The following is a 20,675-nucleotide window of genomic DNA, read 5'->3' on the forward strand; positions in this document are numbered from 1 at the left end:
ATTCTAATTCACCTTGCTTTACGGCAGATAGGGCTGCGCGTCGCTGCTTTCTACAAACTTCTTCAACCCGGCCTGCACCACCGGCCGCGGAAATAGCTCACAGAAAATGTCGATCTCCCGGCGCAATTCGTCGCGCGGAATTGGCTTGATGAACTGCTTGGCCCGGGCCGCGGTCTCGCGGTCGAACTTGCTTATCTGCGCGGCCATGGCTCGCGCTGCATGCAATGCCTCGCCCTCCGCAACCACCTGACTGACCAGTCCGATTTGCTGCGCCTTAGTAGCGTTGAAACTGCGCCCCGTCAGCAGCAGGTCACGAACCACCGCATTCCCTAAATCCCGCTTCAGCCGTGGGACTCCGCCGAAACCAGGAATCAATCCCAAGCGCAACTCAGGAAAACAAAAGCGAGCCATTTTGTCAGCGACGATCAAATCACACACCAGGGCGAGCTCGAATCCTCCGCCAAAAGTCACTCCGTGAACGGCGGCAATGGTAGTCAGCGACGCCGAGTCGATCCGATTCAAGGCGCGGTGAATGCGTTCCAGAAAATCGCGCACGCCATCGACGGCCCGATCCTTCTCCATCCCCAGCGACCGCTCATAAAGTTCTCGCAGGTCGGCGCCGGCACAGAAACCCGCTTTCAACTCGCTGTGGAGAATCAGCGCATGCGCGCCCTTCTCCAAGTCATTCAGCGCCTCTACGAATCTCTCCAGTTCTCCCAGCGACAGCGACCCGATTTCGTTGAGCGGCGCACGATGCAGCCCCAGCTCAATGACGCCGTTCGTCAGACTCCACGACAGCGCCTGCCCGACAAAATGTGCGTCGCTCAATCGAGTCGATTCCCCCAAATCTTCTATCTAAACCGCCTGTTTCACCCGGTACATATCTTCGATCTCATTCTTCATAAGCGACGAAATCAAATCTCGCTTAACCTTCCCGTTCGCCGTGAGCATCCCATTCTCAATCGAAAACGGCTCTGGGCGCAGGCAAAAGGCCCGTACTTGCTTATAATGCGGAAGTGCCGCGCTCGCCGCGTCGAGCGCGGCTTGCACCTGTTCGCTCGAGACGCTCCCTGTGACGATCGCCGCAAGATATCCGCGGCCGTTGCCCACAACAACCACGTGTTGAGCGCCGGGAAGGTGCCGCAAAAGTTCGTCCTCAATAGTTTCCGGCGCGATCTTGTGCCCAGACCCGAGAACGATCAGATTCTTCAGTCGCCCTACGATGCGCCAGTTTCCGGAAACGTCCTTCTCGCCCTGATCGCCGGTGTGAAACCATCCATCGCGCAGCGCCTCCGCCGTCTGTTGCGGACGGTTCCAGTATCCAGGAAACACGTTCGGCCCGCGCACGACAATTTCTTCATTTTCGCCCAAACTCATCTCCATGCCGTCAACCGCAGGCCCGACGCGCCCCGGCACAACATAGTTAGGATCGTCCATGGTACAGATGCCGGTCGTCTCGGTCAGTCCGTAGACCTGAAGCACGGGAATGCCAAGCATGCTGAAATAATCTTGCGTCTCTGGCGCAAGCGGCGCAGATCCGCAGATCAGGGCTTTTAGATTCGCGCCAACCATCTTTTTGCGAATCGCGGGAAAGACTATCACGTGAGCTAACCACAGCCAGATGGCATCGCCAGCTTGAGCCCGATTTTCTTTACGCCGGGTTCGCGCCGCCTTGGCTCGCGAATAAATTGCCTGCGCCACTCCGCCCTTTTGCGCAATCTGTTCGTCCACGCCGCGCCGCATGCGCTCCAGCAACTGCGGCACATTCAGAAAATAGTGTGGAGCCGTTGCGATAATATCCCCGGCAATCTTCGTCAGATCAGTGTTCAACGTAATCAGACTACCGCGCAACAGGAAGGTAAGCACCGCAATCCACGAGGCGCAAAAGCTCAACGGCAAATAATGAAAAACGCTGTCCTGGCCGATTCGGCCGCCCATCAATAAATCCAGCCTCGCCGATGTGCAGCCCAGCATGAATCCAACATTCGCTGCCGTAAGCACCACGCCCTTCGCCTCGCCCGACGTGCCCGACGTATAAATAATGGTGACCGCGTCGTCATCGCGCACTTGCGGGCGATCGAGCGCAACTCCGTCGCCCCCCGCAAAAACTTCGTCTACCAGAACATGCGGAGGCGCCTCGTTCCAGTTCGGACCCGCCCAGCTCTGCCGGATTCCATCGCGCAGTCCTGCATCGCCACAGCAGACCAGCGACGGCGTGCTGTCTTTTATGATCGCGACCAGCTCTGCCGGAGCCTGACGGAAATAGAGCGGAACAACGATTAGTCCCTCGGCCATCGCCGCCAAATCGAGCGCAATCCAGCGCACGCTGTTCGCCGCCAGCAGACCAAGCCGGTCGCCATTCTTCAAACCCCGCGCGGCGAGAAACGTCCGTGCCTTGCGAATCAACTCCAGCATTTCGCCGCCGGTGACACCAACGAATTCTCCGTTGCGAATTTCCCGCAGCACGGGACTATCCGCGGCTGTCTTCAGTTGCGAAAAGATTTCGCCGATAAATGGCATGAAATTGCAATGACACAGAGACGCGCCCGCGAATCAGCTATACGCCGCCACCAACTGCCGCAGCGAATCGTTCATCGGCGGCAGATAATCCTCCCAACTCCAGTCGCCGTGGCGCGTGGTGAACTCGGGATATCGCCGCTGCACTTCTTCTTCAAACAAAACTCCCATGCGCGCCATCACTTTCAGATTCTTCACGACGGTGCGGGCGATGCCATTTGCAACGCGCTCACCCTCGGTCGCCAATGTTTCCAGTGCCGCCAGCAACTTCTGTTCGAGATCGGGATCATCCACCGTCATCAGCAATTCAGGATGCCCACGCTCGCGCATCAGATTGCGAATGCGCTCATCCATAGTGATACCTGCCGAAGGCACCAGCGCAGGCATCGACGTCACAATTCCGTGATAGCGCGACGACGCCATCATGTGGCACGCCCGCAGAATGCTCACCAGTTCATACATGTTGTACTGATCGGAAGTCAGCACGGGCACGCCGCCAAGTTTCTCGGAGATAGAATTGGCTGGGCGCGCGTCCAGGCGCTCCGTCGCCGCCAGAATCACAAAAACATTCCGCTTTTTGCGAAACGTATCAACGGCGTTCGCAATCGAATTCAGGTAATGCTCCAGCGCCCGATCGGCGTCCGGTCCCGAGTTATGAAAGTATGGTCCGCGATAATGGCTTTTTTTGTACGCCCCGGTCAGGCTGTGCAGCGCGGCTTTCGCCACCGACGCTTTCACCGGCCACTCAAACGGATTGATCGGACACACGACCAGCACCGGTGTGCGCCCGTCCCACCCGACCTGCCGCAAAATACCCTGGCCATAATTCGCGGGCCGCGGCTCGAACGTCCACGCCGTATCCGTCCCCAGTTCCGTCGGCACGCCCAATTCGCGCAACAGTGTGCGCGACTCTTCATTGCGTGTAATCACCAGCGAATTCTTGCAGTAGCGTCCACACATCTTGGCCAGCAGCGGATCCATCTGCCCGGCTTCCGCGCCATACCCCACGGAAAGTTTGTTCTCGACGGCCGCGATTCCAAGCGATCCAATCATCATCGCAGTCAGCGCATTCGCGAACTTGCTCTTGAACATCGAGCCTTCGCACGCCACCACCCCGTGATGCCGTGGAACCTCGTCCGACAAGAACGGCGGAAAAATATCCGGCAGATGCACCTGCTTCGTGCCGTCGAAATATCCCTTCGAGAATTCGAAGTTCTGGCTCATCACGCTGAGTTCCACCCGCTCTGCTCCCAGAATGTGCCGAATCTGCCGCAGCATTTCGTCGACTCGCACATCCGATCCCATGTTGCGCGTGCCGTTATATCCGGCGAACAATAGCTTCAGTTTTTCCCCGGGCTGCCAGGGCTTGTTTCCGCCTAGCATCCATCGCACCTTCGCCCGCTCGATGTTGCCGCTCACCCACGCTTCTAAAAATAAATCCATCATGCGGCATTCCCTCCCGCGGCGGCGGGCCAGGGCTTGTAAGGATACTCAAAATTATTTTCGCGGCTGAACTTCAACAACGAGAAACTGTACTGCGAAAACGGAACCGGCCTCCGCCCCAACTCAGAAGTCACCCGCGTATTGTCGAACACTGTGTTCCACACCAGATAGGGCATGAACACTTTCAGCAACGAAGCCCCTTTCGCCACCGCTCCCTTGCGATTCGAGAGAAAGTTGACCGAACCGGCAAACGGCTTCTCCGCAAACGGAAGAAACACCGGTCCGCGCTTCTGCTGCGCCGCGGCCAGTGCGGTCGTCAACTCGCGGAACGTCTGCGACCCCGTCCCCGACGATAGATGATACGTATCAAACTTCGGCTGGTCTTTCTGGTGCAGCGCAGCAATCGCATCGGCCACAAAATCCACATTCACAATATCAATCTTGTCCGAGGCCCGAAACGGCAACGCCGGCAAGCCCGCCAGGAACACGAACGCCCGGACCATATCGAATTGCGTCGTCTCCGCCTGCCGGCTGTCGCCCAGCACAATACTGGGCCGGAAAATTGTTTTCGGAGTATCCGGCAGTAACACACGCGCCATGTGTTCACAAAACTTTTTCGTACGCGCGTAAGGATCGTAATCCGACCGGTCCCACTCGATCGCCCGGTCCTCGCTCACCACTTCATTTTGCCGCTTGCCCGCCACCGCCACCGTGCTCACTTCGCTGAAACGCCGCAGCCCGTGATAATGCTCCGCATGGCGCGCCAGCGTCAGCACTTCAAGCGTGCCACGCAGGTTCACGTTCAAGCAACTCTTCTCCGACTTTCGATTCAGCGACGCCGCGCAGTGAATCACCGAATCGGTCGTGTGTACCAGGCGATCGTATTCATCGCGATTCAAGCCGAAGCCGGAAGACGTCAGATCCCCAACAAACACGCGCACCTTGGTCTGCATGAATTCATAGAATCGCGGGAAGTCCAGATGCAATTGCAACGCGCGCCACAACCGCAACTGCGCTTCCTGCGGATCACGCGCGCGCACCAGCACGTTCAAGGCCGCGCCATGTGTATCCAGCAGATTGGCAGCAACATGCGCGCCGATGTATCCGGTCGACCCGGTCAGGAATATCGCCACGTGGCTCCATCGGTCCCAGTCTTCACGGCAACGCCGCTCGCGGGCGCAAGTTGAAAAGTGCGCGGAGGCCGCGCTTCCAGTGGCCTGCCTTCAATCAGCGGGTATGTCCAGTAACGCAGCGCCGGGATGTGAATGTTGATCCAGTACTCCCACCAATCGAGCGAGCGCGTGTCGTAAGCGAAAGTTTCCTGCTCTTCCGGCACCAGTGCATACGACAACTTCTCAATATTTTCCGCAGCGAAATCGTGCTCGTTCAGCAAAATAAAAGGCTCGAACAACTCAATCAATTTTTCCAGGCGCTCTAAACTTCTCTCTGTCTTCACCAGCGGCGCTTTTTTCAATGGCAGCGGCGACATAATGCGCTGAATCGACTTCACAATCGCCTTCTGCGCCGGAGCCGACATCCGGTTGTACCGCGTCTTCGAAACCGGAATCGCATCGAAGCGCAGCCGCAGCCATGACTCCAGGCCTTCCTGCGCGCGATAGTGTTTCCGATGCGCCAGCGACGTCAACTCGATCGACCGCCCCATGTCGCAAGGATTGGTCACCGAAGTCGCCAACTGATACAGCGGATCGTGCCTGCGCTCCATCACAGCCGCAGAAATCAACGTCATGCCGGCGCAAACCGCATCCACAGGAACAATATCCAGCCGCTTGCTTTTATTCGACGGCAACTGCCGGAAGTAGGTCCCTAACAGATACGACAGCGATGCCGACGTGTTGATGCCCTCATTCCATCCGAGAAAAGGCTTGGCGACGGAAGTCTCGACAATCGCCGGACGCACCACGGCAACCGGCAGCCCCGCGCCATGTTTCACGATCAGCGATTCGGCCAGGCTTTTCGTCAGCGTATAAGTATTCGGCCAGCCTAACTCTTTCGCGCGCCGCGTGCCCGCCTCCGTGAGATACGTCTTCAGCCACCGCACGCGATTCTTACGAATCTGATTTTCCAGCGCCGCGCCCTGCAAGTCTTTCGCCGCATGTTCCTTCGATCGCGCCTGCATCCGCAAGCCCGAGGTGACCTGCTCGCTCTCGGCCTGCGCTTCGGCCTGCTTCACGAACTCGTGCAGCGAGCGCCATTCCTGCTCGGCGTCGAAATCTGCCAGCCCGCGCGGATTGTAGTTCGGAGTCAGCCTCTCCGCGACTCGCCCGTCCTGCTCGCCGGCGACGTAACAAGTCGAGAGATGGAGCAATCCCGCATGATCCGACGCGCGCACAAACTCGAGAATGTTGAGGGCCGCATCCGTATTGGTCGTAAGCGCGTCGCGCAGATCGGGATTGAAATCCGTTAGCCCCGAGCTGTTGATGATCAGATCCAGACTCTTTTGCAAGCGCCGCGAAGCCTCGGGGCCGAGCCCGAGCCCCGGCTGCGTGACATCGCCCTCGACAACTTCGATTTTCTCCCGCAGAAAGCCGAGGAACTTGTCGCCATGCCGTTCAAACAGCGGATCGAACACCGGCGAATCTTCCACCATCTTCTCGAAACGCCGTTCCGCCGGATTCGACTTCTGCCGGCGGATCAGCAAATAAATCCGCTTCACCTCCGGCAAATCCATCAGCGTATTCGCCAGCCACACCTTGCCAATAAAACCAGTGACCCCAATCAGCATGACGTGCTTTCCTGCGAACGCCCGGCGCACGGAAAAACCTTGCGCCTGCCGCTGGCCGTCAAAGTGAACGATCGGCCGCGTCGGCGCCACCGGTTGCCGCTCCGCGGGAATCGCAGCTGAGCGCAAGTCATCTACCGAAATATCGAGTTGCCGCGCCAGAGTTTTCGGAGCCCGTCGTCCATCGGGATTTTCTTCCCGGAACTTTGCAAACGCTCCCCGCGGCCGGATCACCGGCTTCAGCAACCTTCCAGTCGCCACGCCATCGCGAAAATCCAACCGGTTCGCCACAATCCGCTTCACGCCCAAATGCTGCGCCAGCGGCCGCATCACATGTTCAAGTCCCTGGCTGACCAGGACAACGTCGGCCCCGGACTGCACTAGTTCCTGCACCTTTCTCACGCCGCGCTCTTTCAGCCGCGGCTTCAGCTTGTATAAAAAGAATTCTTCGCCGAGCAGATCCATGCGATCCCGCGTCACTCCGCGCAGCACGGCGTGCACCACCCGCGTGGCAAATTTGCGGTTCGTGGAATATAAAAACGGACGCAACGCCGCCATCAGGAAGATCAGCCCGCGCCGCCGGAAGCGCTCGGTAAACGTCTGCGCATTCCAGGTAAAGAACGCCACCGGCTCGACCACAGTCAGGTCAAGCAGACTGCCCTCTACCCGCCAGTAGACGGTTGGGGCCGCATTGGAGTTGTGGTTGTTCGATTCCAAATTTGCTATTAGTTCCCTCTACAAGCTGACTCTAGAGCCTGAGCCAGCGCAATTAGGCGAAGTTTCTATTGTAAACAATCGAAGCAATAGAACGAAGCGGCGTCTTCGTAGCGCTGCCGTCCCGGCGGCTGTCCTGAGAGCCTGCCCTGAGCTTGTCGAAGGGGCGTCTCGCCCTCGGCGCCGAAGACTAACAAATAACGGAACATGTCAAGGAACCTCTTGGCCTCCAGCGCAGCGGGCGAGTCGCCCGCTGGACAGCCGGCAGGGATGCCGCCGCTACTTCCTCGCGGTCGATTGCCGCCCCACCACCAGCGCAATTCCACCGCTCAGCGCCAGCGTTGCCCCAATCGCCAGCAGCCCTCCGCGAAAGCCGCCGTTCAGCTTGCGGAAGAATCCAATAATATCCGGCCCATAATATCCTCCCAAGTTCGCCAATGAGTTGATCACCGCGATTCCCGCCGCCGCCGAGAGCCCGCTCATCCGCGAAGTTGCCATCGCCCAGAATGGCCCCACCATCGACTCCGCTCCAACCAGTCCCAGTCCCACGCCAGCCACGACTACGACCGTCGATCTCCCATAGCCCGCCGCCACCAACGCCACCGCTCCTACAAACGCCGGAATCGCCGTGTGCCAGCGCCGCTCTCCAGTGCGATCGGAGCGCATCCCGACCAGCACCATCGCAACCGCCGTCACCAGAAATGGAAGCACCGCAACCATCCCGGTCGCAAAATTACTGAGCCCTGACAGCGACTGGATCACGCTCGGCAGCCACAGCGTAACTCCATACATCGTGGTCGAGACTCCGAAATAAACCAGCGACAGCGCCCAGATTTTTGGACTGATGAGAACTTCCCAGAAGCTGCTACTGCTGGCCACTGACTCCGCTTGTTGTTCACGCGACAACCGATCCAGCAACCACGCCCGCTCCTCACCCTTCAACCAGCTTGCTTCTTTCGGGTTATCCGCCAAAACCCAATAGACCGTAAATCCAAGCAGAATCGCCGGTATTCCCTCCATGAGAAACATCCATTGCCAACCCGAAAGCCCCTTGCCGCTTAATCCAAGCAAAGCTCCAGAGATAGGACTGCCCACAATTCCCGCAATCGGATTCGCCATCATGAACCACGCCACGGCGCGCGCCCGTGCATTTGCCGGGAACCAGCGCTTCATGTAAAGGATCATGCCCGGAAAAAATCCCGCCTCGGCGGCTCCTAGCAGAAAGCGCATCGCATAAAAACTGATCGGCCCGCGGATGAAAATCATCAGACACGAAATCACTCCCCACGTGATCATGAGTCCCGAAATCCAGCGCCGCACGCCGAACTTTTCCAGCACCAGATTGCTGGGCAGCTGAAAGAAAAAATAGCCCGCGAAAAACATACCCGCCGCGCGCCCATAGACGCGGTCGCTCAAACCAAGCTGCCCGCGCATCTGCAATATGCCAAAGCCAACGTTGATGCGGTCGAGGTAGGCAACAATGTAGAGCAGAAACAGAAACGGCATCAGCCGCCACATCACTCGGGAGACAACCGCGGATTCAAGACGCTCGGGAGCCGTTTCCAAGGTGGAAGGATTCTACGCCAAGCCGAGCTTCTGCCGAATTTCACCAACAATCTGCATCGGTTCCGGAGCGATCGAAACAGTGACGGCGCATTCCGGTTCTTCAAGGTCGGCGAACTGGCCGGCGAGAATCTGCTCACCGGCGAAGTGCCCGTGGCGCGAGCGCAGTCGATCTGCAATCAACTCGGCGCTTCCCTTCAAGTAGACAAACCGAACCTCTGGCCCCGCATCGAGTTCGTTCCGGTAGCTGCGTTTAAGAGCGGAACACGCCAGCACTACATTCTTCCCTTCGGCGATCCAGGCGCCGATCATCGCACGCAGGCGATGCAGCCAGGGCCCGCGATCTTCGTCGTCGAGCGGAATGCCACGCCGCATCTTCTCGACGTTCTCGGGCGGATGAAAGTCGTCGGCGTCCGCGAACTGCCAACCCAGTTGCTCGGCCAGCATGCGCCCGATGGTCGTTTTGCCGGCCCCGGTCACTCCCATCACGATCACGATCATGGTGGGATTGTAGTCTGCGCTTCGAAACTCTTTGCATTCGTTGAGCTGGCCAGGGCGCGGGCGGGACGCCCACGCAACAGCCGGCGGGACGCCGGCGCTACTAGTTTCTACTTCTTGTACGCTTTCTCTGCGCCGGTACGGCTGTTGGTTACCGTGAACGTGCCATCGCTTTGCGCGACGACTTTGAGATATTTCCCTTCGCAGTTCTCTTTGACGTTGGCGATACGCTCGTCGGCGACGTTGTGATCTTTGTCGGATTCTTCGGCATAGTGCAGTTGCCACAAATCTTCGAGGCCGGGAGAGTCGTGCACAATCTGCCACGCCGCGGGACTCGACCCTTTGCGCGGGCCATTGTCGATCACCGCCACGCGCGGATGCAACGCCCACACCAGCGCCTTCGGATTCGACAAGTCAAAGCCGTGATGCGTCACCAGAAAAAGATCGACGGTTCCGAGCAGGTTGTTGGGGCAGGCCAGCTCCATCTCTTTTTTCTTGGTGAGATCGCCGAGATCGAGGAAGCGAAATTTTCCGTAGGTGATTAAAGTCCCAATGGACCGGGCATTCTCAGTCGCGTCATCTGCCTCGGCGGTTGCGCCCTTGCAATAGGAATTAGCTTCTCCCGCTCCGGGCAAGGGCTTTGTGATGACATCGCCTGCCGCCGACAACACCTGAACTTCGAGGCCTTTGATCGGCAGTCCCCATCCCGGCTTGACGACGACATGGGCATGGCCGGCGACTGCCTTTTCGTAAGCGGCATAGTCGGTACGCGTGACTTCCGAGTCTTCCAGATTCGGACCATGATCGACGAACGTGCCCACCTTGAAGCCCTCGACCAGCTGCGGCACGCCGCCGACGTGATCGCGGTGATAGTGGGTGATCAATACATAATCGATCTGCTGGATGCCGGCCGCATGTGCGGCGGCGACGATGCGGTCGGCGTCACGGCCTTCGTATCCCGGCCATCCCGTGTCGATGAGCAGCGATTGGCCAGACGGGCTAACCAGCAGCGTGGCCTGGCCACCTTCGACGTCGACGAAATAAATCTGGAGCGGCTTCGGGCTGGATGCGGCGGCGCACGGCAGACTTGCCGCACAAATACTGAAGCACAGGGCTAGAACGGCAGTCAGGAATGAACGCATCGGTTGGCACCTGATGGGAAGAGGTTTGCCGATGATTATGCCATGCGGCGGGCAGAATTCGGCAGGTTGTTTTGGGGGCCTTAGCGTCTGTGAAGATTCCGCCTCGCTGCGCTTTGGCGGGACGGCCGCTGCCGCCGCTACATGAGTTGTATCGGTCGTCGTAGAATGCTGCGAGGCTGCCACTTGAAACTCAACGAAGATCCGCACCGGCGACTGAATGCCCTGACCAACGAGTGGGTGCTGGTCTCTCCGCATCGCGCGACGCGGCCTTGGCAGGGAGAAGTGGCCGCCGTGCCCTCGGCTTCGGAGCCGGCTTACGATCCCAGTTGTTATCTTTGTCCGGGCAACACGCGCGCGGGAGGAATTCAAAATCCGGCGTATGCGACGACTTTTGTTTTTGAGAACGACTTCGCGGCTTTGAAGCCGAACGTGGCGGCGGCGCGTCTCGACGTCGATGCGAAGGGATTGTTGGTGGCCGAGTCCGAGCCGGGAGTCTGCCGCGTGATCTGCTTCTCGCCGCGCCACGATCTGACTCTCGCGACCATGGGACTCGCGGAGATTGAACAAGTCGTGCGCACGTGGATGGGGCAATTCCGCGAGTTGGGCGGACGGGCCGAGATCAATCATGTGCAGATTTTCGAGAATCGCGGGGCGATGATGGGGGCGAGCAATCCGCATCCGCACTGCCAGATCTGGGCGACGGCTTCCATCCCCGAACAGCCTGCAAAAGAATTGATTGCGCAACGAAAATATTTCGATGCCCACCAGCGATGCCTGCTCTGCGACTACGTCGCGCTGGAAGCGGCGCAGCGGGTGCGCCTGGTTTGCGCGAATGACGGCTTCATTGTGCTGGTGCCGTTCTGGGCGGTGTGGCCGTTCGAAATTCTCGTATGCAGCCGGCGACATTTTGGCAGCATGAACGAGCTCACGGACGATGAGGCGCGTTCGCTGAGCCAGATTCTGCAACGCGTTTCTTCCACGTACGACAAAGTTTTCGGCGTTCCCTTTCCTTACTCGATGGGCTTTCATCAGTTGCCGACCGATGATGCCCAACATCCTGAGTGGCATTTTCATGCACATTACTATCCGCCGTTGTTGCGGTCGGCAACGATTCGCAAGTTCATGGTCGGCTTTGAAATGCTGGGCACTCCGCAGCGCGACATCACGCCGGAGATTGCCGCTGCGCGACTGCGGGAGTTGGGTGGAAGTTGAGTGGGATACATATCTGAAAAAAATTGAAAAATGTTTTCCGTAAAATACTGATTCAAAATAACTTGCCGTGTTTTGATATGCCTCGGATATGGGCAAAATCTTGAGCCGCAAAGAGTTAGCCGCAAAATATTGCGGAATATGGAGTTAGATGGAAGATTCGAACGGTCGGATGAGGCTGGCCAGCCGAACCGGTTGAAATAGTTTTCGCGCATCTGGATAGATTGCGCCTTCTACTTTTCTCAGTAAAGGTTGTTCGTCACAGGATTTGGGTTTCTGGCTGTGGAAGGGTGTGGAAAACGCTTTTGGCGGCGAGCTGTGGAGTACCCACCCTTTCGCAACGAACGCGAAAGAGTGGGGCAGCCTTTGTTGGGTAACGAACGGGAAGTCAAAAGCCTTACGCTCTACAACACGCTTATTGCTGAAGAAATACATTCATGCCGACTCCGTTTTGAAAAATAACGTCTAACATGCCGTCCGAATTGAAATCGCCCAAGGTTATGCCTAGCTCGCCCGACGGCACTGCCGAGCTTATTGTTTGTCCTGGCTGAAAAGTTCCGTCCCCATTCCCCAGGAATACCACAAGTAGGCTGTTGAAGTTGGAATACTCCGATGCAACCAAATCTGGGTTGCCGTCGGAATTGAGATCACCCAGAACGTACGTAAACAGCCCCTGTCCAGTCGAGTCAGCCGTATAGTAAACCGGAGGCTGAAAAGTTCCGTCGCCATTGCCCATAAGAATTCCAACTTGGCTCTTCGTGCAGAAAGCCAGATCGAGCTTTCCGTCACCGTTGAAATCGCTCAGTTGCACGCCCCCGCCCTGAGGAGCACCTACTCCACATCCGTCCGCACCGGGAAAGGATGCGATCTCCTGTGGTGGCTTGAAGGTGCCGTCACCATTGCCCTGTAGAAACCAGAGAGTAATGCCGCTACCGCTAATTTGCATGAGGATCAGATCGAGCTTACCGTCGCCGTTGAAGTCTCCGACCTTCATGTCGTTTGCCAAGAGGCTATAAGGATAGTTGGCCACATGCTGAAAGCTTCCGTCCCCGTTGCCCAGAAATTCGGATACGCTGTGTTCGCCAGCGGTGAGCAGATCCAGCTTACCGTCCTGGTTGAAGTCGCCCACAACGACTCGGCCCAGCCCCCCGTACGCCGTGATCGTTGGGCCGACACTGAATCTCCCTTTCCCATCTCCCAGCATTACACTCATGTGCGTGACTTGGTTGGTGTTCACATTCCCGTCGTCGAAAGCCAAGTCGAGGTTGCCGTCGCCATTGAAGTCTCCATAGACAAACTGTGTAGTGTCGAGGTACTTTCGGCTCACATCGGACCTGAGGCGGAAAGTTCCGTCTCCTTTTCCGATGTCTAGTGATAGACCGTTATACTCTCCGGCCAAGTCGAGGACTCCGTCGTGGTTAAAATCGGCAGCCAACATCGCCCAGTAACCGAAGTAGTAGTAAGCAGGCGGACTGACCACAATCGTACTGATGGGCGCGTGTACTTCTAATTGCGCCCAACTCGCGCTTGAATCCCCACCGCCGGGTACCGGATTGGTGACGGAGATAAATCCTGCGGTAGCCTTCGCCACATCGCTGGCAAGAATCTGCGATTGCACTTCGTGGGCCGAGACGAACGTCGTCGTTCGCGGCTGATAATTCCAGCTCACGACTGCGCCCGGAACGAAATTCGCCCCGTATACGCTCAGTGTGAATGCACCGCTGCCAGGAGCCACCGCCATCGGATGCACCGGGCCCACGACTTGCGGAATCGGGTTGTTCTGGGCGAGCGCCGCCACCGGGAATGCGAGAGTCAGCACGGTTAGGTTGAGAAGGCGACGGAGCGAGTTGGTCATTTCAGGCGTCCCTCCGGGACGCTTTTCCTCAATGTGCGATGCTTCCCGGCGCTGGAAGCGCCGGGCTATTTTCGGGTGCCCTTCGGGCACGAATCTGTGCTCATCTTTCGAAGCCGTAGAGACCGAGATCCCTCCCTTCGCCTGAAGAACGGCTCCGGTCGGGATGACAACGGGCGTGCGTTGATTCGACATTGATACGCGATGGATGTTTTACGCTGAGAAAAACCCGGCGCATTCTACGCGCCGGGCTCGAATCGTTCTACCGAAAAAGATCTGAATAACCCGTCAGTTGACGGTTTCGGTGAAGTTGACTGTGCCCACCTGGGTGGTTCCGGCAGAGATGGTGACGGTTCCCGCTTTCGATCCGGTGGTGTAGCTGACCGAGGCCTCGCCGAATGAGTTGGTGATCGGCGCTGTTGTCGAGAAGGTACCGCCGGCGCCGTTGTCGGCAAAGGTTACGGTGTAGCCCGAAACCGGGTTGTTGTATTGATCGGTCACCAGCACGACGAGCATGCTGGGCAGCTGGGTGTTCGGATTGGCCGACTGGTTATTGCCGGAGACGATTGAGATTTTCGAGGCCGCGGCGGGCACCGATTTCTCGCTGGCTGTGACGGTCACGCTTCCAACCGATGCGGTAGCGACCAGATTCTGGGCCACCGTGGGAAGCGTGTAAGTTGCCGTCGCGTCGCCGCTCGCATCGGTGATGGCTGGATTCGGCGAGAAGGTTCCGCCGACCCCGTCGCTGAAGCTAACGGAAGCGCCCACCACGATCGCTCCTGTCGAGCTCGTGGCTTTAATGACAAGCGGCTGCGGCAACGCCGTTCCCACTGTCCCAGTCTGTTTTCCGCCGGAAACCAGTTGCAGCTTCGTAACTGCGGTCGAACTGGTTGCAGTCTCGGTAAATGTCGCCGAGGTGTAGCCCGTAGCGCTGGCGGACACGGTGACGGTCTGAGCCGTGGACGGCAGAGTGTAGATGCTCGAGGCCACGCCGCTGCTGTTGGTGGTCGCGGTGGCTGGGTTGAACGATCCGCCGACGCCGCCGTCGCTGAAGGTAACGCTCACGCCTGATTGTGCGGTGCCGCCGCTGGTGGCGGTGACGGCAAGGGCTGTTGGCAGGGCCGTGCTGACGGTGCCCGTCTGATTATTCCCTGCGGTCGCGGTCAGGGTCTTGGAGTTGGAGGTGGAAGTCTCGGTGAAGGTAGCCGAGGTGTAACCGCCCGCGCTGGCGGTAGCGGTGACCGTCTTCGCGGTGGAGGGCAGCGTATAGGCGCTCGAAGCCAGGCCGCTACTGTTGGTAGTGACGTTGACGGGATTAAAGCTTCCACCTGCGCCGCCGTCGCTGAAGGTGACGAGTACGCCAGACTGTAGGGTACCGCCATTGGTGGCGGTCACAGTCAGTGCGGTGGGCAAGGTCGTGCCCGCCGCTCCGGTCTGGTTGTTGCCGCCGGTTGCGGTCAGAGTATTGGCTGCGGCGTTGGCAGTCTCGGTGAAGGTTGCGCTCGTATATCCCGAGGCTCCGGCATAGGCGGTGACGGTGCCCGCGGTGGACGGCAATGTGTAGATGCTGGACGCCACACCGCTACTGTTCGTGGTGGCGGTGGCGGGGTTGAAGCTGCCGCCTGCTCCCTTATCGGTGAAAGTAATGGTCAAGCCGGAAACGTCGGTGCCGTTGTTGGTGGCCACAATCGCGAGCGCAACTGGCAGCGCGGTGCCTACGGTGCCGGACTGATTGTTGCCACCCGTGACGGTGATCAGCTTGGAGGCGGCGGTAGAAGTCTCGGTGAAAGTGGCGGAGGTATAGCCTGTCGCGGAGGCGCTTACGGTGATAGTCCCGGCCGCGCCCAGGGTGTAGGAAGTGGAGGCGATGCCGCTGCTGTTGGTGGTGGCCGTGGTCGGGTTGAAGATTCCGCCCGCGCCATTGTCATTGAAGGTGACACTTACGCCGGACTGCGCGGTGCCGTTGCTGGTGGCTTCCACCGTCAGAGCAGTGGGCAGCACGGTGCCGGCTACACCGGTTTGGTTATTTCCTCCGGTGACGGTCAGAGTCTTGACGGGGGCTGTGGATGTCTCTGTAAAGGTTGCGGACGTATACCCGGAAGCGGCGGCCGTGACCGTGATGGTTCCCGCCGCACCCAGCGTGTAGGAAGTGGATGCCATGCCGCTGCTATTGGTGGTGGCCGTGGCCGGGTTGAAGCTGCCCCCCGCGCCGCCGTCGCTGAACGTCACGCTGACGCCCGCAACCGCGGTGCCGTTGTTCGTAGCCTCAACACAGAGCGCGGTAGGCAAGACGGTGCCGGTTACACCGGTCTGGTTATTTCCGCCGCAGACGGCCAGGGTCTTGGTGGAGCCCGTAATCGTCTCGGTATACGCTACCGAGGTATAGCCGGAGGCGGTCGCAGTGACGGTAAGGGTTCCGGCTGTGGCCGGGGTATAGATGGTGGAGGCGCTACCCTTGCTGTTGGACACCACTGTGGTGGGGTTGAAGCTTCCGCCCGCACCGTTGTCGTTGAACGTAATGCTGACGCCAGGAGTCAATTTCCCGTTATCGTAGGAGAGCACGATCAACGGTTTAGGCAGGGGAACACCCACGGTGCCTGTCTGTTTGTTGCCGGAATTTACGGCAAGCTTCTCGGCGCCAGTTGCGGCGGTTTCCGTAAACGTCGCTGGCGTATAGCCAGTGGCGGTGCTCGTAATGGTTATTGTCCCATCGGTGCTCGGCAGGGTGTAGGTGGTCGACGCCACGCCGCTGCTGTTGGTGATCACAGTGGCTGGGCTGAACTTTCCACCGGCGCCGCCATCGCTGAAGGTCACGCTCACACCGGAAACGGCAGTGCCGCCGCTGGTCGCTTCCACCATCAGAGCAGTGGGCAACAGTTTACCCGCGATACCGGTTTGGTTATTGCCGTCGGTAACGGTGAGGGTCTTGGTCCCTGAGCTCGTCGAGGTTTCGGTGAACGCTGCGGATGAGTAACCGGTAGCCGCTGCGGTGACGGTGATGGTTTTTGCGGTAGAAGGCAGGGTGTAACTGGTCGAGGCAATGCCGCTGCTGTTGGTGGTTGCGGTGGCTGGGTTGAAGCTTCCACCCGCGCCGCCATCGTTGAAGGTAACGCTGACGCCGGATTGGGCCGTGCTGCCAACGGTGGCCAGCACCGACAGGGCTGTCGGCAGGACAGTGCCGGCTGCGCCGGTCTGGTTGTTACCGCCATTTACGGCGAGAGTCTTGGTGGCGGATGTAGAAGTTTCGGTGAACGTCGCGGAAGCATAGCCGGTGCTGGATGCGGTCACCGTAATGGTTCCGGCCGCGCCCAGAGTGTAGCTGGTAGAGGCGATGCCGCTGCTGTTAGTGGTTGCCGTGGCTGGACTGAAGCTGCCCCCTGCGCCGCCATCGCTGAAGGTTACACTCACGCCGGATTGGGCTGTACCCCCGCTGGTGGCCAAGACAGTCAGAGCCGTCGGCAATACGGTGCCGCTGACCCCTGTCTGGTTATTGCCGCCGTTAACGGCAAGGGTCTTAGCGCCGGAGGTGGAGGTTTCGGTGAAGGTCGCGGATGTGTAGCCGGTGCTGGCCGCGGTTACGGTGATGGTCCCGGCCGCACCGAGCGTGTAGCTGGTGGAGGCGATGCCGCTGCTGTTGGTGGTTGCGGTTGCCGGACTGAAGCTGCCGCCCGCCCCGCCATCGCTGAAGGTCACACTGACTCCGGACTGCGCGACGCCGCCATTGGTGGCTTCGACAGCAAGGGCCGTCGGCAACACCGTGCCGGTTGCGCCCGTCTGGTTATTGCCCGCGTTTACGATGAGAGCCTTGCCAGAGGTGGTCGATGTTTCGGTGAAACTCGCCGAGGTGTAGCTGGTTGCGGAAGCGGTGACGGTGTAAGTTCCCGGGGTGGTCGACAGGGTGTAGGAGGTAGAAGCGACTCCATTGCTGTTGGTGTTCACCGGGTTGGGACTAAAACTGCCGCCCGCGCCGCCGTCGTCGAACATGACGCTGACGCCGGACTGTTTGACGCCGCCAATGGTGGCGCTGACGCTGAGCAGCGTCGGCAACTTCGTCCCCTCGATACCGGTTTGATGATTGCCGCCGCCAACCGTCAGAACGTTCGAGCCGGATACAAATTCGGTGAACGTGGCCGAGGTGTATCCCGTGGCGCTGGCGGTGATGGTGGCGTTTCCAGCGCCGGGCGTGTAGGTGGTGGAGGCCAGGCCGCTGCTGTTGGTGATCGCGGTGGGTGGATTGAAACTTCCATTTGCACCGTTGTCGGTGAAGGTGACGCTCAGGCCAGAAACATTGGCTCCGTTATTTGTGGCCAACACAACCAGCGGGTTCGGCAAGGGAACGCCCGTCGAACCGGTTTGATTGTTGCCGGAAGATACGGCGAGAACCTTGGAACTCGTAGCCGTCTCGGTGAAGGCTGCCGAGGCATAGCCGGTGGCGGTGGCGGTGATGGCATAAGTTCCAGCCGTGGGCGGAAGCGTGTAACTGGTGGTGGCGATGCCGCTGCTGTTGGTGGTCGCAGTCTTTGGGTTGAAGGTGCCGCCTGAGCTGCCGTCGCTGAAGGTGACGCTCACGCCGGAGACTGCGGTGCCGCCGTTCGATGCCAACACTGTTAAAGCCGTAGGCAGAACCGTGCCCACGTTTCCGGTCTGATTGTTACCGCCAGTCGGAGTCAGGGCGGTGCCTTGGACCAGATACCACGGCGTCGTGGTGTCGTCGGTCTTGAGGAAGTCCATCAACTCGGTGGCGACCTTCAACTGACCGTACTGCGTCGAAGGGTGAGTTCCATCCGCGGAGAAGTCGGCACAAGTCCAGACCAGGCCGTCATTGCGACCAAGCATGCCATTTGACCAGTAGTACGGTCCCCATGACATCCAGGGTGCGACGACCGGTCCCAGGGCCGGGTTGTAGTTCAAATTGGCATTGCCGTTCAGCTGATCCTGAATGGCCCATTTCACGGCAAAGCCGACTTCGTAGGCGTAAGGTTCGGGATTGTCCGGGGTTCCGACTCCGTTGGAATACCCGCCATAGACACGCGAGGAGAAGTAGACCATCTTCAGGTTCGGGAACAGGGTGTGCATGGTCTGCATCATGTTCTCGTACTCGGTCTGAAGCTCAGCGATGTCGGTGGGGAAGGTTCCGGTGTTGATACCGTCAGTGTCTTCCATCCAGATGACGACGACCTGGTTTGCGGTGACGCCGTTCTGCGGCAGGTAATTGTTCAGCACCGTGGACCAGTAGACGGAGTTCGTGTCTTCAAAGTTGAACGGGGTGGCGCCGCCCTGAGCGCCGTTGACGATGACGAGATTGGGATTCTTGGCGGGATCGGCGTCGGCGATGGGCAGGAAGCGATCGAATTCGTTCTGCGCTGTCGATTCGCCGATGGCCATGAGCACATATTTTCCGGTGGGGCTGTAGTTGCCATTGGAATCGAGAGGAACGATCTCTTTGGCCAAGGTGACGCCGTCGGCGTCGTGAGAGGCGGGGCGCACGTTGCTGCCGCTGGGATAGAGTCCGCCTTCAGAGCCCTGATAGGTTCCAGTGCCGAGATCGGTCAAGGCCGTCATCGGCGTCGTGGTGTTGGGGACGTCGTAGGAAATGTCGTTGCAGTTGTCGGCCAGATTCGGATAGATGCTGATCGTCAGTGGCAGGCTGGCGGTGGCATGCGAACTGGTGTCGGTCACCGTAACAGTGAAGGTGTAATTGCCCGTGGCGACAGTCGAAGCGATCGTGCCCGTGATGGCGCCGCTGCTGGAGAGCGTCAAGCCCGTGGGCAAGGTCGATCCTGAGGCGAGCGCCCAGCTATAAGCTCCGGTGCCGCCGGCAGCCGTCAGATTGGTTTCGTAGAGAGCATTTTGCGTCCCCTGAGGGATCGTGGCGGGACTCGATATGACGAGAGAAGTCGGCGCAATTCCGTTGCCGGTCAGAGTGATCCCGTTGTCGACAACCTCGTCGTAGGTCAGGTCGAGGGCGCCGGTTTCCGACTCCGCGGCGGTTGGAGAGTAATACACCGTGATCGGCAAACTGGTGTGGGAGTGGATGCTGACGGGCAGCGTGATTGCATTGGTGGTGAAGCTGGGAGGCGTCAGGGTAATGCCGGTCAGAGTGACGGCGCCGGAACCATTGTTGGTGATGGTGACCGTCTGGCCGGCACTGGTCGTTCCGACTTTCTGATTCGGGAAGTTGAACGCAGATTCATTCAGACTTGAAGTTCCGGTGCTCACCAAGCCGGTGCCGGTCAGCGGAACCAGCAGTTGCGTGCCGTCATTAATGCTGATGATGAAGTTGCAGTTGTAGCTCTGTGCTGCGGTTGGATTAAAGAACATCGAATAGTGCGTAATATTCTGCGTCAGGCCGAAGGAGAATGGGGCTACCCCGGAGGCCAGTTCGAAGGCGTCGCAGTCAAATCCGATGTTGGTAATAGTCAGGCCATGACCGGTGAGATTGGTAATGGTCAACGCCTTGCTGCCGGAAGGCTTGCCGATATAGACGCTTCCGAAGGAGAGAGAGGTAGGAGAAGAAGAGAGATCCTGAGCGACAGCCGCAACAGTCGCGGACAAAGTCAGAAGAATGGAAATGGCAGCTTGGGTCAGAAGGCGACGCGTCTGTAGTTTCATAATCCTCTTAAATCCTCTCGTCGGAAACGTAGTGATCCGTGCAAGGCCTAAATGGGGGAGCCGGGACGAAGCGGCTTGCTACCGTTCGGAAAAGCGCTATAGACACTGACGCCCTTCGGCCAGATTTTCACAAGCTTGGGAGTCGTTCGACGTGTATCGCGGGAGCATCCCGGAAACACGAGAACATAGGGGAGATTGAGCCATTGTGGAGTCGGCCGGTCGGCGCGTCAAGGATGAAAGTTCCTGCACACTCGGCCTACCGGGAGAAGAAGGCCCCTAAGGGAGAACAATCAGGGCGAGGACGATCAGCCTAGGACTGATCAGCCTGGGACGATGAGCCTAGGACGATCAGCCTGGGACGATCAGCCTGGGACGATTGCCGCGG

11 protein-coding genes are annotated in these 20,675 nt (G+C 58.9%); 1 reads left to right on the forward strand and 10 read right to left on the reverse strand.

Features of this window, described 5'->3' with window-relative positions; genetic code table 11:
- Positions 1-18: 18 nt before the first annotated feature.
- The 8 genes from VGM18_07825 to VGM18_07860 form a co-directional block, all read right to left on the reverse strand.
- On the reverse strand, positions 19-828 hold the full coding sequence (locus VGM18_07825; protein HEY3972898.1) for an enoyl-CoA hydratase/isomerase family protein: 810 nt from the start codon (positions 826-828) through the stop codon (positions 19-21).
- A 27-nt stretch (positions 829-855) separates the two neighbouring features.
- Positions 856-2,520: an AMP-binding protein gene (locus VGM18_07830; protein HEY3972899.1), complete on the reverse strand. Its 1,665-nt coding sequence runs from the start codon at positions 2,518-2,520 to the stop codon at positions 856-858.
- Positions 2,521-2,553: 33 nt separating this feature from the next.
- Positions 2,554-3,963, reverse strand: coding sequence for a polysaccharide pyruvyl transferase family protein (locus VGM18_07835; protein HEY3972900.1), 1,410 nt, complete (start codon positions 3,961-3,963; stop codon positions 2,554-2,556).
- On the reverse strand, positions 3,960-5,093 hold the full coding sequence (locus VGM18_07840; GenBank protein ID HEY3972901.1) for an SDR family oxidoreductase: 1,134 nt from the start codon (positions 5,091-5,093) through the stop codon (positions 3,960-3,962). Before VGM18_07840 ends, VGM18_07835 begins: the two co-directional genes overlap by 4 nt.
- Positions 5,078-7,417, reverse strand: coding sequence for an SDR family oxidoreductase (locus VGM18_07845; GenBank protein HEY3972902.1), 2,340 nt, complete (start codon positions 7,415-7,417; stop codon positions 5,078-5,080). The genes VGM18_07840 and VGM18_07845 overlap by 16 nt, the downstream gene beginning before the upstream one ends.
- Positions 7,418-7,693: 276 nt before the next feature.
- Positions 7,694-8,980: an MFS transporter gene (locus VGM18_07850; protein ID HEY3972903.1), complete on the reverse strand. Its 1,287-nt coding sequence runs from the start codon at positions 8,978-8,980 to the stop codon at positions 7,694-7,696.
- A 12-nt stretch (positions 8,981-8,992) separates the two neighbouring features.
- On the reverse strand, positions 8,993-9,478 hold the full coding sequence (locus tag VGM18_07855) for a gluconokinase (GenBank protein ID HEY3972904.1): 486 nt from the start codon (positions 9,476-9,478) through the stop codon (positions 8,993-8,995).
- Between the two features lie 107 nt (positions 9,479-9,585).
- Positions 9,586-10,617 carry an MBL fold metallo-hydrolase gene (locus VGM18_07860; GenBank protein ID HEY3972905.1) on the reverse strand — a complete coding sequence of 344 codons (1,032 nt, stop codon included), beginning with the start codon at positions 10,615-10,617 and terminating at the stop codon, positions 9,586-9,588.
- A 183-nt stretch (positions 10,618-10,800) separates the two neighbouring features.
- On the opposite strand from VGM18_07860, the gene VGM18_07865 reads away from it, so the two are divergent.
- Positions 10,801-11,829, forward strand: a complete 1,029-nt coding sequence (locus tag VGM18_07865; protein HEY3972906.1) for a UDP-glucose--hexose-1-phosphate uridylyltransferase — start codon at positions 10,801-10,803, stop codon at positions 11,827-11,829.
- A 412-nt stretch (positions 11,830-12,241) separates the two neighbouring features.
- Here the strand turns inward: VGM18_07865 and VGM18_07870 are convergent, their stop codons facing one another.
- A complete protein-coding gene (locus VGM18_07870; protein HEY3972907.1) occupies positions 12,242-13,681 on the reverse strand; it encodes a VCBS repeat-containing protein in 1,440 nt (479 codons plus the stop codon).
- 285 nt (positions 13,682-13,966) lie between these two features.
- A complete protein-coding gene (locus VGM18_07875; protein ID HEY3972908.1) occupies positions 13,967-20,290 on the reverse strand; it encodes an Ig-like domain-containing protein in 6,324 nt (2,107 codons plus the stop codon).
- Positions 20,291-20,675 lie beyond the last annotated feature (385 nt).

It is taken from the genome of Candidatus Sulfotelmatobacter sp. (assembly GCA_036500765.1).
Lineage (GTDB): Bacteria > Acidobacteriota > Terriglobia > Terriglobales > Acidobacteriaceae > Sulfotelmatobacter.

Excerpts from the sequence above, each read along its gene's own strand:
- VGM18_07830 (HEY3972899.1), bottom strand. The coding sequence starts at position 2,520 with ATGCCATTTATCGGCGAAATCTTTTCGCAACTGAAGACAGCCGCGGAT.
- VGM18_07835 (HEY3972900.1), bottom strand. The coding sequence starts at position 3,963 with ATGATGGATTTATTTTTAGAAGCGTGGGTGAGCGGCAACATCGAGCGG.
- VGM18_07855 (HEY3972904.1), bottom strand. The coding sequence starts at position 9,478 with ATGATCGTGATCGTGATGGGAGTGACCGGGGCCGGCAAAACGACCATC.
- VGM18_07860 (HEY3972905.1), bottom strand. The coding sequence starts at position 10,617 with ATGCGTTCATTCCTGACTGCCGTTCTAGCCCTGTGCTTCAGTATTTGT.
- VGM18_07870 (HEY3972907.1), bottom strand. The coding sequence starts at position 13,681 with ATGACCAACTCGCTCCGTCGCCTTCTCAACCTAACCGTGCTGACTCTC.
- VGM18_07875 (HEY3972908.1), bottom strand. The coding sequence starts at position 20,290 with ATGAAACTACAGACGCGTCGCCTTCTGACCCAAGCTGCCATTTCCATT.